Source organism: Mycobacterium sp. (assembly GCF_035274705.1).
Classification (GTDB): Bacteria; Actinomycetota; Actinomycetes; order Mycobacteriales; family Mycobacteriaceae; genus Mycobacterium.
In genome coordinates this window covers 91145-107626 of the sequence record NZ_DATENY010000037.1, presented here as the reverse complement: position 1 = coordinate 107626, position 16482 = coordinate 91145, and the positions used below count along the sequence as shown (strand labels likewise).

Sequence of the window (16482 nt, the reverse complement as noted above, 5' to 3'; positions counted from 1 at the left end):
GATGCATGCGGATCATCGATGCCGACGGACACGTCGCCGAGGGAGCGTCGCTGGCGATTGAGGCGATGCAGCGCTGGCCCGAACACATCACGCCGCGCGCCGACGGCCGAGCCTTGGTGATCGAAGGCCGCAACTATCCCGAAGCCGACGGCCCGGGCGCCGGCTGTCCCCGCGAGCAGGGCCTGTCCACGGCGGATGGCATCGACTACTCGTCCGCGCAGGGCGTGCTGGGCGATGCCGACCGCGATCACATCGACACCATGGTGCTCTACCCGAGTCTCGGCCTATGTGCGCCTACCCTCGAAGATCCCGAATTCGCCGCGGGGTTTGCGCGGCTCTACAACCAGTGGATCGCGGACTACTGCGCGGAGTCGAACGGACGGCTGCGCGGTATCGCGGTGACCCCGATCGAGCACGGCGAGGTCGCGATCGACGTCATGAGCGAGGCCAACGACCTCGGGCTGGTGGCCACCCATATCCCGCCGGCGCTGAAGACCCGCAACCTGGATCACCCCGACCTCGACCGGTTCTACGCCGCCGCAGTCGAACTGGACATGCCGCTCGGCATTCACGGCGCGCCCGGCATGCATCTTCCGAAGGTCGGCGTCGACCGCTTCACCAATTACATTCAGGTGCACTGCATCAGCTTTCCGTTCGACCAGATGACCGCGATGACCGCGCTGATATCGGGAGGCGTGTTCGACCGGCATCCTGGCTTACGCGTCGCATTCCTGGAGGCCGGCGTCGGCTGGGTGCCGTTCTTCATCGACCGCCTGCACGAGCACTTCGAGAAGCGCGGCGACTGGATCGAGAACGGCTGGAAACGCGATCCGCAGGAGTACCTTCAAGCCGGCAACATCTGGACCACCTGCGAACCGGAGGAGCCGATCCTGCCCGGAGTCATCGACGTCCTTGGCGACGACTTCATCATGTTCGCCAGCGACTACCCGCACTGGGACGGCGAATGGCCGGAGAGCACAAAGCACCTGCGTACCCGGCCGGACATCAGCGAGGAAACCCGCGAGAAGATCGGCGGTCTCAACGCCCAGCGCTTCTACACACTCAACTGAGATGTAGCCAGACCCGCCGCATCGCCGAGACTGTAGTTAGTGTGCTGGTCACTCGCACTTTTCCTCGATAACTGCAGTCTCGAAGCAGTAGAGCGCTTCTACACGCTCAACTGAGCCCGAAGTCGATGACGCCGCGGATCAGCTTGCCGTCGAGCAGGTCGTCGTAAGCCGCGTTGATGTCGTCGAGCCGGTACCGCATGGTGATCATCTCGTCGAGTTGCAGCTGACCCGTCTGATACAACCGCGCCAGCCTGGCGATATCCGCCCTCGGATTACACGATCCGAACACGGTGCCGACCAGGTTCTTGTTCCACAGGATGAAATCCTGCAGCGCGATCTTCGCCGAAAGCGTTGTCTGCGCGGTCATTCCGGTGAGTACGCAGGTACCGCCCTTGCGCGTCAGCTTCAGATATGAATTGACGTCATCCCCTGCGATCAACGAAGGGGCGACGATCACGCTGTCGGCCATCACACCGTAGGTCAGATCGCGGACCAGATCGGTGGCGTCGGAGACGGTGGCGACGCTATGGGTCGCGCCGAACGTCAGGGCCGCCTTCTGCTTGAACTCGACGGGGTCGACCGCGATGATCTGCGCCGCGCCGTTGATGCGCGCCCCCTGGATGGCCGCGGTGCCGATCCCGCCCGCGCCGATGACCACGACTGTATCGCCGCCGCGGACATTGGCTCGGTTGACCGCCGACCCGTAACCAGTCGGGATGGCGCACGAGAGCAATGTGCTCGGCACCAGTGGCAGGTGCGGCTCGATCTTCACGATCGAGTGTTGGGACACCACAGTGTGTTTCGCGAAAGCGCCGACTTTGGACAGGTGCCCCAGCGGCGTGCCGTCGGCGGTGTGATGACGGAATGTGTGATCCGTCGGCATACCCGGCGCCATCGTCGCTGCACCCTCATCGCAGAGGTACTCCATGCCGGACGCGCACCAGCGGCAGTGCCCGCAAACCGCGACGAACGACATCACGACATGGTCGCCTGACACGAATTCGGTTACGCCGTCGCCGATCTCGACGACAGTCCCCGCCCCTTCGTGGCCGCCGATCATCGGAAACATCGGGATCAGGCCATACTCGCGGGCGATCTCGTTGGAGACAGACATGTCGCCCTTGAGGATGTGGTCGTCGGAGTGGCACAGGCCGGCGGCGGCCATCTCGACAAGAACCTCGCCGGTGTGTGGTGGATCCAGTTCGAAATCCTCGACCGACCACGGTCCCCCCACGTCGTGCAGGATCGCGGCGCGGCTTCTCATACCGGGCGGAAGGTGACGGGGAGAGTCTTGGGCGAGCGGAATGGCATGCCGACGATCTTGGCGTCCGCATCGGGCACCAGCTGTAAGTCGGTCACGCGATCGAAAAGGCTGTTCAGCATTGCCCGCGTTTCGACCCTGGCCAGGTGCATGCCGAGGCAACTGTGAATGCCGCCTGCGAACGAGACGTGCGCGCGCCGGGCCCGGTGGATGTCGAAGGTGTCGGCGTTGGGCCACCGTGCTTCGTCCCGGTTGGCCGAGCCCATGCACAGGTTGACCTGCGAGCCCTCTCCGATGTGCACGCCGTTGATCTCCACGGGTCGGGTGGTGGTGCGCGGGACGCTGACGAGCGGCGTCTCGTACCGGATGCCTTCTTCGATCGCTGCCGGGATCAAGTCACGGTTGCGCTGGAGTGCCGCCAACTGATCGGGGTGCGTCAACAGCAGATAGAGCAGATTGCTCGACGACCGGAAGGTGGTCTCCAGTCCCGCAGGCAGAAGCAGCCGCAGGAACGAGATGATCGCCTCGTCAGTGAGCTTTTCACCGTCGATCTCGGCGCCGACCAGATCGCCGATGACGTCGTTGGTCATCTTGCTGCGCCGCTGATCGACCTGCTGCTGGAAATAGGTCTGCAGTTCGACGGATGCGTTCAACCCCGCCTCGATGTCGATGTATATCGAGATCAGATCGAAGGACAACCGCCGGAACAGGTCGAGGTCTTCCTCCGGCAGTCCCAACAGTTCAGCGGTGACACGGGTAGGGAATTCGAGTGTGATGGCGGTGATCAGGTCGGCGGCGCCGTCGTCTTTGATGTCGTCCACCAGGTGGTCACAGATCGGATCGATCACCGCCGGTTCCCACCGCTCCAGCGCGCTCTGTCGGAAGGCCTTTGAGATCAGGCTTCGATGATCGTGGTGCTGTTTGCCGTGCATGCCCAGAATCGTCGGGCCGAAGACCAGGCCGATCGTGTTGTTGTATTGCTCCGAACCGAACACTTCGTCATCGCGGAAGGCCGCGAACACGCTGATGAAGTCGAACAGCGTCCATTCCTCGACCGGCAGCATCTCGGGCGGCGACATGGAGGTGTCCATTATCGTGCCGCGCCACACCGGTTCGGTCTTGCGCATGTATTCGAAGAACGCGTAGGGATCGGCTACCAGGTCTGGGGCGCGCGGCTGGTCGTGCGAATCGGCGCTGATCGTCACGTGTGCCTCCCGGGCAGCCGCGTCTAGCGGCGCTGTCTCCCTATCTTTACTATTTTAGGTATTCTAGGTCAAGGAAACCGAAGGGACATGATGCAGCGTCGGCCCGTGTGTGCGATCGAGGATCTGCCTCCGGGGAGTATGAAACTGGTAGAGGCGGGCAAGTTCGGCGTGGGTGTCTACAACATCGACGGCTCGCTGTATGCGATCGCGAACTACTGCTTGCACGAGGGGGCTCCGCTGTGTGCGGGTTATGTCGTCGGCACCAACGAATTCGCTCCCGAGATGCCCGATCAGCTGCGTCGAGTGCGCGAGGGACGGATCGCGCGATGCCCGTGGCATAACTGGGAGTTCGACATCACGACCGGGGTGAACCTCGCCGATCCGCGAAAGCGGGTGCGCACCTATGAGGTTGATGTCACCGACGGGCAGGTGTACCTCACGGCATGACTGTCATCGACGCGAACGTCCAGCCGCATTTCCGCTACAACGCGGAGATCCGTCGATATCTATCCTCTGCCCACAAGCTGCGGTCCATTCCGGATGTCGAGCAGCAGTGGTACCAGGCGCCCGGCGGGGATTACCGCCAGGACCTCTACGGCGATCACTACCCGGGCTCCGACCCGGACACCGTCTACAGGCATCTGTTCACCGAAGGCGGGGTCGACTACGCGATCCTCAATCCGTTGACCCGTGGCAACATCGCCGACTACCTGCTCAACAGCCGCATCTGTGCTGCGGTCAACGACTGGCTGCTCGATCGCTGGCTGGAACCCGACGACACGGGCAGGTTCCTCGGCACGATTCGGGTCAACCCCGAGGACGTCAGGGGAGCGGTCGCGGAGATCGAGCGGCTGGCCGAGCATCCGAAGATGGTTCAGGTCGGCATCCCGCTGCAGTCGCGGGAGCCCTACGGCAAGCCGATGTTCGATCCGATCTGGGAAGCGGCGGCCACCCACGGCCTGCCGGTCGCGGCGCATATCAACGGCGGCAACGGCGTCGATCACGCGCCGACGTTCGCGGGTCACGCGTATACCTACCCCGGATATGCGGCGTTCATGCCGCTGAACTCGTTCGTGCACCTGGCCACGCTGATCATCGAGGGAACACTCGGGCGGATTCCCGGTCTGCGGTTTGTCTTCACCGACGGCGGCTACGACATCCTCACCCCGCTGATGTGGCGGCTCGACACGTTCTGGATGTCGATGCGGGACCAAACCCCTTGGGTCGACCGCTATCCCAGTGAATACCTGCGCGATCACGTACGGTTCTGCTCGTCGGCGTTCGACGGGCCGACCGACACGAGCCACGCTGAGCGGTGGCTGGATTTCACCGACAAGGCCGATCTGCTCATGTACGGCTCAAGTTACCCGCACTGGGCGACGTCTCAGCCTGACGACGTGGCCGCGGGGCTCAATGATGCACAGCGGGAAAAGGTGTTGTGGCGCAATGCAAGTGACCTCTACGGGGTAGCGGCAACCGAAGGAAGTCTCGCATGACGACTGTAGAAGAACGTACAAACGACTCCGTCGCGCAGGACATCGCGGTGACGATCGTCGACACCGACGTGCATCCGTTGCCGGTATCGGCCGAGGTGCTCAAGTCATACGCGCCGGCCGAATGGAAGGACAAGCTCTGGCCGACGGGCAATGCGGTCTCGCCGGTGCCGCACTTCTACGACACGCCGGACTCCTACAAGACCATGTCACTTCGGGTCGACGCGGCCCCGCCGGGAGGGGGAGTCGCGGGCAGCGATCCCGATTTCGCGGCGAAGCAATTGCTGATCGACGCCGGAGTGAGCATCGCAATGCTCGAGCCCATGTGCGATGCACAGCTGCCGCAGGCCGAACACATTCTCAAGGCCACCCACAACGACTGGCTGGCCGACGTGTGGCTCGGGGATAACAACTGGCACGGGCGCTGGCGGGGCGCGATCAGCGTCACCGCGCAGGATCCGCACGCTGCCGCGCGAGAGATCGAACGCTGGGCCGGTCACCCGTTCATGGCCGAGGTCCTGATGACGCCCCAGACGCGGGGAATCCCGTTCGGCAGCCCGCATTTCGATCCGCTGTACGAAGCCGCTGCCCGCCACGGCCTTCCGGTTGCCACCCACCTGATGAGCCAGACGCCGTTCGAGTTGATACCGCTCTACCCGGTGGGCAACCCGGCGCACTGGCATGACTTCTTCGCGTCGTGGCCGCTGTTGTACGTGTCGCATCTGATGAGCCTGGTGTTCGACGGCGCATTCGACCGGCACCCCGGGCTACGAGTCGTGTTCGTCGAGGGCGGCTTCACCTGGGCGATGCCGGTGATCTGGCGAATGGACCGGATCTGGGAGCAGCGAAAGGGCGATCTGCCCCATGTGCGCCGCAAGCCGTCGGAGTACGTCCGCGAGCATGTGCGGTTCACCACGCAGCCGCTGGAGGATGTCAACGTCGGAATGTACCGGGAATACCTGGAAATGATGGATCTTGGCGACAACCTGATGTTCTCCACGGATTATCCGCACTGGAGTTACGACTCGCCCGACTGGGCGATAAGGCGTTTCCCGGCCGACCAGCGTGAGCGGATCATGCGGGGCAACGCCACTGCGTTGTACGGCCTGCCCTCGACGGTCAAGGCGCTCCCGGGTGAACAGCCAGCCAGCGCCTGACGTGTCCGACTTGGTCCGGGCATACGACAAGTGTTGGTCGAGCCTGGATTTCGCTGGGCTGGCGGATCTTTGGGAGCGTGACGACCCGCGGCCAATCTACGTCGGTGACGAATACGCGGTACCACTGATCGGCAACGACGAGCTTGATCGGCATTGGGCGCGCGTCGCGAGCAGAGTGAAGATGGCATCCGTGTCGTCGACACTGCACGCGTTCGATGTGGTCGACGATGCCGTCGTGCGCGCGGTGCTGCTCAGCCGGTGGCGGCTGACCGGCCGGGAATCGAACTTCGAGCACACCGGGACCAGTTGGATCACCTGGGTGCTCATTCGCCGCGACGAGCAATACCGGATCGTCCACCATATGGAGTCGCAGGTCCACCTGACCGATAACGAAGGGCAGTAATGGAACTCAACGTTCGTCCGGTGCCGATACCCGACCCGGTCACCCAGTTCTATTGGGACTACGCCAAAGCGGGCAAGCTGGCGGTCCAGGGCTTCGAGGGCACCGACATCCTGCAGCATCCGCCGAGCCCGGTGCCGGAGGTGCCGGGCGGTCCCGGCGACGACGTCGGCGACCCGGTCGCCGTCGAGGTCAGCGGCCGCGGGACATTGTTCGCGTTCACGATCCTGCACCAGCCATTTCATCCGGGCTTTGTCGACGCCGTGCCGATGATCATCGGCCTGACGGAGCTCGACGATGCACCGGGGGTGAAGATCTTGACGAACATCGTCGAAGCCGACCCGGACGAACTCTGTTGCGGACTTCCGATGGAGGTCGTGTTCGAACAGCGAGAAGAGTTCGCATTGCCGCAGTTTCGACCCCGCCGCGCCTAATGCGTCCGCTTCGGGATACGGCGCTCCACCTCGAGCGGCACGACCGGTTGACGCGCCGACGGGCCCCGCGTGACGGCGTGCAGCCTGATCTCCGGCACGTCAACCGACGGATCGACTGTGTCCAACCAGGCGACGGCTTCGGCAACGTCAGCTGCGCGTATCGCGTACATCTCGAACGGCACATCCTGCAGCATCTCGGTTTCCACCGGTCCGGGCGTGACGATGTGAACGTTGATCCCGTCGCGGTCGACCTCCTGAGCCAGCGCCAGCGCGAACGCGTTCATGCCTGCTTTCGACGCCGAGTAGGCCGTGCGTGCCCGCATCGGTTCGTGGGCCGCCGACGACGAGATGAACACGATTCGCGAACCCGCCTTCATTCTGGGTAGGGCCGCCGATGTCACTATGAAACACGAGTCCAGATTCGCCGATATCGTCGCCCGCCACTGCTCGAAAGTCTGTTTGCGCGCGTACGTTCCGCCTAGGACGCCCGCGGCATGGACGAGCAAGTCGATCTCACCGGCCGCTTGTACGGCCGGCTCGAACCTTTCCGGGTCGGTTGCGTCGGCGACGACATACCGCGCGCCCATCTGTTCGGCGGCGGCACGCAATGGTTCTTCACGCCTTGCGGTGAGGATGACGTCATAGCCGAGCTCAACCAGCTTGGCCCCGCAGGCCTTTCCGATGCCCCCGCTGCCGCCGGTGACCAACGCCGTTCGCACGCCGGACCCTTCAGCGCTGGCGCCGCGCCAACGCTTGCGGCGAGAGAGCCACGATCCGCTGCTCGGGATCGGCTGCAAGGAAGAATGTTTGGGTGTCGGCGAGATGGCGCGCCGACAATTTGCGGGCACGGTCGGCATCGCCGGCTTCGATAGCGTCGGCGATCTTGTTGTGTACGCCGAGCGCGATACGGCGCTTGCCTATCGATGGGTATTCGCCTCTGGCCGCGGTCTCGTCGGCCCACCACTGCAGGTGGCTGCTCCACAGCGTTTCCAGGCTGCCGACCACCGCGATCATTGTGTGGTTGCCGCAGCCGCGCACAATTTCGTCGTGAAATTGGCCGCCGATTTCGGTGAACCGGGCGCCGTCCTCGATGTGTTCGGCCATCGCTTCGTTGAGTTCCTTGAGCTTGGGAACCAGCGTTTCGCCACGGTCGGGACGCTTGGCGGCCAGCGCCGCGCACATCGGATCCAGCTCCTGCAATGCGGTCCCGAGATCGGCCAACGGCACATAGTCGCTTTGCAGCAACAGCCCGAGCATGTAGGCCGCGCTGGCTTTCGCGGGCGCATGTACAACGGCGCCACCGCGGTTGCCGCGGCGCACGGACACCAGACCCTCGGTTTCAAGAATTCGCAAGGCTTCCCGCAGCGACACCAGGCTGACGTTGAATTGCTCGACGAGCACCTCTTGGCGCGGCAGCAGATCGCCGTCGGACAGCTCGCCGTCGATGATTTGGCGCCGAAGCTCGTCGGCCACAATCTCGGCCGTGCGGCGCGCCGACAACCGACGCCGTGCCTCGGGCCCAATTCCCAGTGTTGTCATGTCTTAGCAATATTAACAGTGAAAGCGGTGCATTTGCGCTGCACTGTCCCGTATCTGTCAAAAGTAACTAATATGGCAAAAAACCCTCCAGGAGGACGTGCGGGTGAGCGCCGTAGCACCTACCCCGCTGAGTGATCTGCGCGTCGTCGAGATCAGCGATCGGATCGCCGGCGGGTATTGCGGCAAGCTATTCGTCGACGCCGGTGCCGATGTGGTGAAGGTGGAGCCGGTCACCGGAGACCCGTTGCGCCGTTTCACCGTCACGGGTGCGGCGCCGATCAGCGGCGCCGATGCGCCGTTGTTCAGCTATCTCAACGCCGGAAAGCGCAGCGTGACAACACTTTCCGACGAGCTGATCACCCGTGCCGACGTCGTGATCGTGACCGGGACGCACGAATCGGCGAACGCCCGCGGCATCGATCTTGAGCGGCTGCTCGACATTTCGCCGCACTGCGTGGTGGTCACCATCTCCGACTTCGGCTGGACCGGACCGTGGTCAGAACGCGCCGCAACCGAGTTCACGTTGCAGGCGTGGTCGGGATTGACTGGATTCCGGGGCGATCCGCAGGGCCCGCCAATTTCGATCGGCGGGGAATTGGGGGAGTACATGGGCGGCGCTTTCGCGGCGTACGGGGCACTGGCCCTGCGTCGCCGGGTGCGCCATGGTGGCCCAGGCGGGCACCTCGACATGTCGATGCTCGAGGCGATCACGTTGATGCAGAGCAGTGAATGGCTGCACTCGCAGCTGCTCCAGGTTCCTCCGATCAAGCGCTCCGTGGAGGTGCCCTCGATCGAGCCCGCCAAGGACGGCTACGTCGGCATCAGCATGGTGACGGGGCAGCAGTGGCTGGACTTCGCTGCGATGGTGGACTGTCCGGAATTCACCGAGATTCCCGATCTGCGATTTCAGATCGGACGATGGGATTACCGCGACTGGATACGGGAGCGGACCGACCCCTGGATGCGCGAACGCACGGTCGACGAGATCGTCGAACTGGGCCAACTGTTCCGGTTGCCGATCGCTCCGCTGGGCAACGGTTCGACCATCCCGCAGATGGATCACTTGCGCGAGCGCGGTGTGTACGTCGGCAACCCGGCAGGGTTCCGTCAGCCGCGTCCGCCGTGGCTGATGTCGGCCGCCGCGCCGGCGCCTGTTCGAGAGGCACCCACACTCGGCAATGCTGGCGACTTCGTCTGGGCGCCAAGAGACTTGGCGGCTCCCACGTCGTCGAGCGCGCTACCTTTGGCCGGCGTGCGGATCATCGACCTGACTGCGTTCTGGGCGGGGCCGTCAGCGACGCATTCGTTGGCGGCCTTCGGCGCGGATGTGATCAAGATCGAGTCCATCCAGCGCCCCGACGGCATCCGCTACTCCGGCGGCATGCGCACCGACGTCGACGACTGGTGGGAGTACGGCTGGGTTTTCCAGGCGATGAACACCAACAAGCGTTCTGTGACGCTGGATCTGGCATCCGAGGACGGCATCCGGCTGTTCAAGAAGCTGGTGAGCCAGGCGGACGCGGTGATCGAGAACTTCTCGCCGCGGGTGATGGATCACTTCGGGCTTGACGGCGACGTGCTGCTCGAACTCAATCCCAGGCTCGTTGCGGTGCGGATGCCGGCGTTCGGATTGACGGGTCCGTGGCGCGATCGCGTCGGCTTCGCGCCGACGATGGAGCAGATCGCGGGACTGGCCTGGGTGACCGGCCTACCCGACGGGCCGCCGATAGCGCCACGCGGTGCCTGTGATCCGCTGGCTGGCGCGCACGCCGCGTTCGCACTCCTGGCTGCGTTGGAGTTCGCCGAATGCACGGGTCGTGGTCAGCTCGTCGAAGTACCGATGATCGAGACGGTACTGAACGTCACCGCCATCCAGACAATCGAATTCGAGGTGTTCGGAGAGATCGTCTCCCGCCGGGGTAACCGTGGCCACACCACGGCGATGCAGGATCTCTATCAGTGCCAGGGCGACGACAACTGGATCGCAATCAGCGGCGGCACCGGAGAGCAGCGGCGCGCGTTGGCGGACTTGACCGGCCACGCCCGCCTTGACGAGTGGCTCCGCGTGCAGGATTGCAACACTACCGTGGAAAGTCTTGCTGCCGAAGGTATTCCAGTGGCTATAGTTGTGTCCCCCTCGCTGGTGACACAGAATCCACAGCTAGGCCATCGCGGGTTCTTCGAACGCCTCGAGCATCCGCGCACCGGTCCGGGCCTCTACCCGACGCCTCCGTTCGCCCGGCTCGAAGGCGCTGACAAGTGGTTGTTTCGTACACCGCCAACCCTGGGGGCGCACAACGCCGAGGTGCTTACCGAATTGTGCGGGCTAACAGACGCCGAACTCGAGCAGCTCGCCGAACAGGGTGTCATCGGCACCCGCCCGAAGGGATCATGAGGGTTTCAGCGCGGGGTCAGCGAGATCGCCATCTCGTCGAAGATCGACATGTTGTTCGTCAGGTTCGGGTAAGTCACCTTAGGCGCGCCCAGGCTGATGTCGTCGGCGCGACAAAGTAATTCGTCGAGCACCGCGCGGATCTCGGCGCGCGCCAGCATCGCGCCCAGGCAATGATGAGGCCCGCCTCCACCGAATGCGACGTGCGGGTTGTCGGCCCGGCCGATGTCGAATGTGAACGGGTCCTCGAAAATCTCTTCGTCGCGGTTGGCCGAGCGCAACATCGACACCACCCGATCGCCCTTGGGGATGATGACACCGTCCATCTCGACGTCGACCTTGGTGGTGCGAGTCCAGAACGCGACGGGCGTGGACCAGCGCAGCACCTCTTCGACCGCCGTCGGCCGGATCGCCTCGTTGGCGCGATAGCGCTCGATCTCCCGGGGATTGGCGACGAACGCCTGTAAGCCGGCCGCCAGAGCGTTCTTCGTCGTATCACTTCCCGCGAATGCGAGCACGAAGAAGAAGATCTCGAGTTCGTTGGCGGGCAGAGATAGTTGCTCGCCGTTCTCCTCGGTGATCACCGCGGACGTCAGCATGCTCCAGATGTCGTCGACCGGGCTTCGCCGCTTCTCCGCGGTGAGCTCGAGCGCGTACGAGAAGACCTTGCCGAAGAGCTCGAGCTGGTCATGCTCGGTCAACTGCGAGTCCGGCTCGTTGGCCGACAGGATGCGGTCCAGCGTGTCGAAGACGTCCGGCCGATCCCCATCAGGGATGCCGATGATGTCGCCGATCACCGACATCGGGAGCACGTCGGCGACGTCGCCGATCCAATCACCGCCGCCCGCAGCGAGTAGCCCGTCGATCATCGAGGCGGCACGCGCACGGATACCCTCCTCGAGCTTGCCGATCGCGCGTGGTGTGAACGCGTGGGACATGATCCTGCGCCGTTTGATCAGATCAGGCGGATCCATGTGGATGATGGTCGGGAATGACGTCATCACGTCGATCGGCTGGATGAGCGGGCCGTCGACGGCGGTGAACGAATCCGTGTCGCGGTGAATCCGCTGGGCGTGGCGATGCTTGGTCGTCATCCAGAAGTCGCGCTGGACGGCTTTGGCTACTCCGTCGGTGAGCTCATGATGAAAAATCGGCCGGTCGCGACGCAGCTGGACGAAGAGGTCGTCGGGAAAACCGTTCCGCCACAAGGCGAAATCGGATAGATCGACCGGTGTGGCGGTGGGCCCCATCTTGTCTTCGGTGCTCCTCACGTCCGCCGCCGGTCCTCACTTCGCTGACCTTGACCTAGAATGCCTAAAATAGTAAAAATAGGCAACAGGCAGGTTCGGCGAACCGCCCAGTTCTGCGCGGATGGAGAACGTATGACGGACTCGGTTTCTGATTCGACCCTCGATCCGTCGGAGCGCGAGTTCGGGCCGAGCGGCATCGGCCTCTCGACATACCGGTTCCCGACGGGCTGGTTCATCGTCGGCTTCGCCTCGGAGTTGACTGCGGGCCAGGTCAAGCGCGCCCACTATTTCGGTGAAGAACTGGTCATCTTCCGGACCGCATCCGGGCAGATCCACGTCCTGGATGCCTACTGCCAGCACCTTGGCGCCAACATCGGGGTCGGCGGCACCGTCGAGGGTGAACACATCGTCTGCCCGTGGCACGGCTGGCACTGGAACGGTGACGGCACCAACGCCCTGATCCCGTACAGCAAGATCGGGTGCAAGCAGAATGTCCGTATCCGCACCTACCCCAGCGTGGAGTGGTACGGCTTCATCCTGGCGTGGCACGAACGCCACGGCCGCGCACCCTATTGGCAACCGCCTGTGCTGGCCGAACTCGAAACCGGTGAGTACTACCCGCTGCACCCGCACACCCGGATGGTGAACCGGGTCAAGGTGCACGCGCAGATGATCATCGAGAACGCCGCCGACCCGTACCACGTGCAGTACGTGCACAAGGCGGCCAACCCGGCGAACACGGCCGCATTCGACGTCACTGGCTACCACCTTCATGCAACCGTCAATGCGAATTTCGGTGGGGGACGGGAGAAGACGTGGCTGACGCCCAACGGTGAGGTCGACGCGAAGATCGTCTACGACAACTACTCACTGGGTCTCGGCGTCGTACGGTTCCCGTCCGACCTGGTCGCAACCGTTCAGGTGACCGGTCAGACGCCGGTCGACGAGGACTACACCGACTACTTCTACACGCAGGCGTCGATCCGCGAGCCCGGTGACACGGGGGACAAGCCAACCGGCCGCGCGGCCAAGTTCCTGCAGCTGCAGCAAGAAGTGATCAAACAGGATTTCTTCACCTGGGAGAACATGAAGTACCTCGAGAAGCCCAATCTCGCCCCCGAGGAGGCGCGCGACTATGCCGCGCTGCGCCGCTGGGCGCACCGCTTCTATCCAGGAACCGAGCCGTCACCAGACGATTTCGGATACACGGCCGACGGTGCACCCGACCCGGCCGGTGGGCAGGAGCGAAGCGACCCGGGTCCAGATCAAGCAGCGAGGGTGTGATGCCCGACGGCGGTCTGACCGTTGCGGCTGCGCTCGATCGCCGCGCCGAAGAGTTCGGCGACCGCGTGATGATGTCTATCGCAGGCAGTCCTGTGACATTTGCACAGATGCGCGACAGGTCCTGCGCCGCCGCCAACGTGCTCGCCGGACTCGGGGTCGGGCGTGGCGAGACCGTCGCGCTGTTCACGGGCACGTGTCCAGAGTGGGTGTACTTCTGGCTTGGTGCCGCACGGATCGGCGCGGTCACGGCGGCGGTGAACGCCGCCAGCAAGGGCGACTTCCTGTCGCATGCGCTGCGGCTGTCGCAGGCCAAGGTCGTGATTACCGACCGCGAGCGACATCCTCGGCTGGACGAAGTAACCGACAGCGTCATGACGCTGAGATCAACTCTGATTCAAGGCGATTCACTCACAGATCGGCTACGCAAAGCATCCAGTGCGCCGCCTCAGGGGCCACCGAGCGGACCAGACGACGTCGGCGCGTTGTTCTTCACCTCGGGAACCACCGGACCGTCGAAGGCTGTCGCGACGACATGGCCCTATCTGTTCAATGCCGCACAGACCGTCGCGTCGGCGTGGGAGTTCGGTGCGGCCGATGTGCTGTGGACTGCGATGCCGCTGTTTCATCTCAGCGCGGCCCCGACCGTCCTGGTGCCATTGCTGACCGGGGGCACCAGTGTGCTCGCGTCGGGGTTTCATCCGACGCAGGTGTGGGACGAGATACGGGCCTGCGGTGCTACGGGTTTCGCAGGCGCGGGCGCGATGGTGTCGATGTTGTGGAATCTGCCGGTCGATCCGCGTGACACCGACGTGCCGTTGCGGTTTTTGTCCGCGGCGCCGATCGCGGCGGATATCTACCGAGGCATCGAGCGGCGTTACCGTTGCCGCGTGGTGACGATGTACGGGATGACCGAGGCATTCCCGATCGCATACACGGCGGTGTCCGATGACGGCGTGCCGGGCACATCGGGAGGCGTGAACCCGGCCCTCGACGTGAGCATCCTGGATGATCAGGGAAACCCGTTGCAGGTGGGGGAGATTGGCGAGATCGCCTGCCGGGCGCGGATCACACATGCGATGAGCGAGGGGTATGTGTCGTCCGCGTCCGGCGGGCCGGGGTTACGCGTGGATCCGCACCCGGAGTGGTTCCGCACCGGCGACCTCGGCTTCGTGGACGACGATCAGAACCTGACCTGTGTGGACCGGGTCAAAGACTCGCTGCGCAGACGCGGCGAGAATGTGTCGTCGGTCGAGGTTGAAGCGACCGTGATGCGCCATCCAGCCGTGCTGGAGGCCGCCGCGGTCGGCATCCCCAGCGAGCTCGGCGAGGATGACATCCTCGTGGTTGTCACGTTGCGGCCAGGTGCCGCCGTGGATTACGTCGAGCTTCTGGATTTCTGTTCGGATCGAATGCCGTACTTTTGCGTGCCTCGGTATCTCGAGGTGCTCGACGAAATTCCGAAGAACGTGATCGGCCGCGTGCGCAAGGACGTACTGCGCACCAGAGGACTGGGTGCGGGCGCCTGGGACCGTGAAGCACACGGCTACGTGGTGAGCCGCTAGAGGAGATCGCAGATGAGCATGACTTACCAACAGCAATACATGCTGGCCGGATTGGCCGGCCGCGCAGCCATTCTCGATCTGGACGCACGATTCAACAGGTTCTATTCGTCGGGTGATCTCGCCGGCTGGATCGCCACCTTCCGCCACGCCGGGGCGAGCTTCACGCGGGCGGGGGAGACGTACACCGATTTGCGCGCCGCCTTCGACGGCGGCAACGGCCAGCGGTTGACAACGGTCGACCACGAGATCAGCGTCGACGGCGTCGACGCGACACAGGGGTGCGTCGCGCTGCTGTTCCGCAACAACGCGTTGCAGGCGACCGGCACATACCGGGACCGACTCATCTACGAGCGTGGTGGCTGGTACTTCACGTCGCGTGAACTCGAATGGGATCTCGTCCCGCGTGAGAGTGCGCTGCCGTTGTGAGTATCGGCTACGAATTCGCCTACGGCGCTTACGAAGACGCCTTGCGCATGGTCGGCATGCGCGCAAAGCCCAGGTTCGCGGGGACGGCGGTGAGCGGGGCCCGCATCCAGCACTTCGCCGCGATGGTGCGCGATCCCAATCCGGCGTACTGGGATCCGGAATTCGCCCAACGGGTGTGGGGCGGGCTCGTCGCGCCGCCTGCGCTGCTGACCGGCCTACTGATGCCACCGCCGTGGGAACCCATTGGCGAGAGGCCCACGGCGTCGATCGCGATTCGCGTCCCGCTGCCCGGCATCGCGATCATCAATGCCTCCAACGATGCCGAATTCCCGGTGCCGATCCTGGAGGGGGATCGGCTCAGCGTCGTGGAGGAGCTGACATCGGTGTCGCCGTTGAAGACGACGCGGCTGGGCGCAGGGCATTTCGTTGAGACGCTGGAGACCTACTACCGCGATGACGGCACACCCGTAGCCACGATTCGCAACACGTTGTTCCGCTATACCCCGGCGCGCGAATCATGACCTGGGACGAGATCGCCGTGCCGACCGACCTCCCCGAGGTGGTCGACGAGATCAGCTATCAACGGGTCGTGATGAATTCAGCTACGACGTGGGATTACATCCCGTGGCACTATGATCCCGAATACGCCAAAACATATAGCCATCCGACGATTTTTGTGAACACCATGCATCTGGCAGGGTTCATCGACCGCATTGCCACCGACTGGGCCGGGCCGTACAGCAGGGTGGTGCGCCGTAAGGTGACGCTGGTCGGGTCGATCTATGCAGGCGACTCGATGGTCGGGCGCGGCCGGGTGGTCGACAAGCGACGCGAAGCAGGACGCTGTCTGGTAGATCTCGAAATCTCGCTGCACAACCAGCGCGGTGACTTGTGTTGCCCCGCTGAGGTAACGGTGGAGATGTCCTAGTGTCGTGAGTCACGAGTTCTGTGGCAGATTCCGACGAACGCGGGGCATGCAGAACTGTCGAGACTGTAGTCATCGTGGCCG

The 16482-nt window shown here is 64.0% G+C and carries 17 protein-coding genes; 12 read left to right on the top strand and 5 right to left on the bottom strand.

Annotated elements, in window-relative coordinates; all coding sequences use genetic code 11:
- The first annotated feature begins 5 nt into the window (after nt 1-5).
- Nucleotides 6-1070: an amidohydrolase family protein gene (locus VJV41_RS10050; RefSeq protein WP_325333193.1), complete on the top strand. Its 1065-nt coding sequence runs from the start codon at nt 6-8 to the stop codon at nt 1068-1070.
- A 106-nt stretch (nt 1071-1176) separates the two neighbouring features.
- Here VJV41_RS10050 and VJV41_RS10045 read toward each other — a convergent pair whose 3' ends face one another.
- Both VJV41_RS10045 and VJV41_RS10040 read right to left on the bottom strand, forming a co-directional pair.
- Nucleotides 1177-2334 (bottom strand): Zn-dependent alcohol dehydrogenase, encoded by a 1158-nt coding sequence (locus tag VJV41_RS10045; protein ID WP_325333191.1) that lies wholly within the window; start codon nt 2332-2334, stop codon nt 1177-1179.
- On the bottom strand, nt 2331-3536 hold the full coding sequence (locus VJV41_RS10040) for a cytochrome P450 (RefSeq protein ID WP_414684925.1): 1206 nt from the start codon (nt 3534-3536) through the stop codon (nt 2331-2333). Before VJV41_RS10040 ends, VJV41_RS10045 begins: the two co-directional genes overlap by 4 nt.
- Before the next feature lie 90 nt (nt 3537-3626).
- On the opposite strand from VJV41_RS10040, the gene VJV41_RS10035 reads away from it, so the two are divergent.
- Genes VJV41_RS10035 through VJV41_RS10015 form a run of 5 tightly spaced genes read left to right on the top strand, consistent with a single transcriptional unit; the run spans nt 3627 to nt 7020 of the window.
- On the top strand, nt 3627-3983 hold the full coding sequence (locus VJV41_RS10035) for a Rieske (2Fe-2S) protein (protein ID WP_325333251.1): 357 nt from the start codon (nt 3627-3629) through the stop codon (nt 3981-3983).
- Entirely contained in the window at nt 3980-5032 is a 1053-nt protein-coding gene (locus tag VJV41_RS10030; RefSeq protein WP_325333189.1) for an amidohydrolase family protein, read from the top strand. Before VJV41_RS10035 ends, VJV41_RS10030 begins: the two co-directional genes overlap by 4 nt.
- A complete protein-coding gene (locus VJV41_RS10025; protein ID WP_325333188.1) occupies nt 5029-6186 on the top strand; it encodes an amidohydrolase family protein in 1158 nt (385 codons plus the stop codon). The genes VJV41_RS10030 and VJV41_RS10025 overlap by 4 nt, the downstream gene beginning before the upstream one ends.
- Nucleotides 6164-6589, top strand: a complete 426-nt coding sequence (locus VJV41_RS10020; RefSeq protein ID WP_325333185.1) for a nuclear transport factor 2 family protein — start codon at nt 6164-6166, stop codon at nt 6587-6589. The genes VJV41_RS10025 and VJV41_RS10020 overlap by 23 nt, the downstream gene beginning before the upstream one ends.
- Nucleotides 6589-7020, top strand: coding sequence for an OB-fold domain-containing protein (locus tag VJV41_RS10015; protein ID WP_325333183.1), 432 nt, complete (start codon nt 6589-6591; stop codon nt 7018-7020). Before VJV41_RS10020 ends, VJV41_RS10015 begins: the two co-directional genes overlap by 1 nt.
- On the opposite strand, the gene VJV41_RS10010 is transcribed toward VJV41_RS10015, so the two are convergent.
- Together VJV41_RS10010 and VJV41_RS10005 are read right to left on the bottom strand one after the other, a co-directional pair.
- The gene (locus VJV41_RS10010) at nt 7017-7739 is read right to left on the bottom strand and encodes an SDR family oxidoreductase (protein ID WP_325333181.1); all 723 of its coding nucleotides are present in this window, start codon (nt 7737-7739) and stop codon (nt 7017-7019) included. The two genes, VJV41_RS10015 and VJV41_RS10010, sit on opposite strands and share 4 nt — an antisense overlap.
- Nucleotides 7740-7749: 10 nt before the next feature.
- Complete coding sequence (locus VJV41_RS10005; protein WP_325333180.1) at nt 7750-8559, bottom strand: FadR/GntR family transcriptional regulator; 810 nt, start codon at nt 8557-8559, stop codon at nt 7750-7752.
- Between the two features lie 103 nt (nt 8560-8662).
- Between VJV41_RS10005 and VJV41_RS10000 the strand changes: the two genes are divergently transcribed.
- Nucleotides 8663-10954 carry a CaiB/BaiF CoA-transferase family protein gene (locus VJV41_RS10000; protein ID WP_325333178.1) on the top strand — a complete coding sequence of 764 codons (2292 nt, stop codon included), beginning with the start codon at nt 8663-8665 and terminating at the stop codon, nt 10952-10954.
- Between the two features lie 5 nt (nt 10955-10959).
- On the opposite strand, the gene VJV41_RS09995 is transcribed toward VJV41_RS10000, so the two are convergent.
- Complete coding sequence (locus VJV41_RS09995) at nt 10960-12201, bottom strand: cytochrome P450 (protein WP_325333249.1); 1242 nt, start codon at nt 12199-12201, stop codon at nt 10960-10962.
- Between the two features lie 132 nt (nt 12202-12333).
- Between VJV41_RS09995 and VJV41_RS09990 the strand changes: the two genes are divergently transcribed.
- Genes VJV41_RS09990 through VJV41_RS09970 form a run of 5 tightly spaced genes read left to right on the top strand, consistent with a single transcriptional unit; the run spans nt 12334 to nt 16401 of the window.
- Nucleotides 12334-13485: an aromatic ring-hydroxylating oxygenase subunit alpha gene (locus VJV41_RS09990; protein ID WP_325333176.1), complete on the top strand. Its 1152-nt coding sequence runs from the start codon at nt 12334-12336 to the stop codon at nt 13483-13485.
- A complete protein-coding gene (locus tag VJV41_RS09985; RefSeq protein WP_325333174.1) occupies nt 13485-15047 on the top strand; it encodes an AMP-binding protein in 1563 nt (520 codons plus the stop codon). The genes VJV41_RS09990 and VJV41_RS09985 overlap by 1 nt, the downstream gene beginning before the upstream one ends.
- Before the next feature lie 12 nt (nt 15048-15059).
- Complete coding sequence (locus tag VJV41_RS09980; RefSeq protein WP_325333172.1) at nt 15060-15473, top strand: nuclear transport factor 2 family protein; 414 nt, start codon at nt 15060-15062, stop codon at nt 15471-15473.
- Nucleotides 15474-15520: 47 nt separating this feature from the next.
- Nucleotides 15521-15994, top strand: coding sequence for a MaoC family dehydratase (locus VJV41_RS09975; protein ID WP_325333247.1), 474 nt, complete (start codon nt 15521-15523; stop codon nt 15992-15994).
- Entirely contained in the window at nt 15991-16401 is a 411-nt protein-coding gene (locus tag VJV41_RS09970; protein ID WP_325333171.1) for a MaoC/PaaZ C-terminal domain-containing protein, read from the top strand. Before VJV41_RS09975 ends, VJV41_RS09970 begins: the two co-directional genes overlap by 4 nt.
- The last annotated feature ends 81 nt before the right edge of the window (nt 16402-16482 follow it).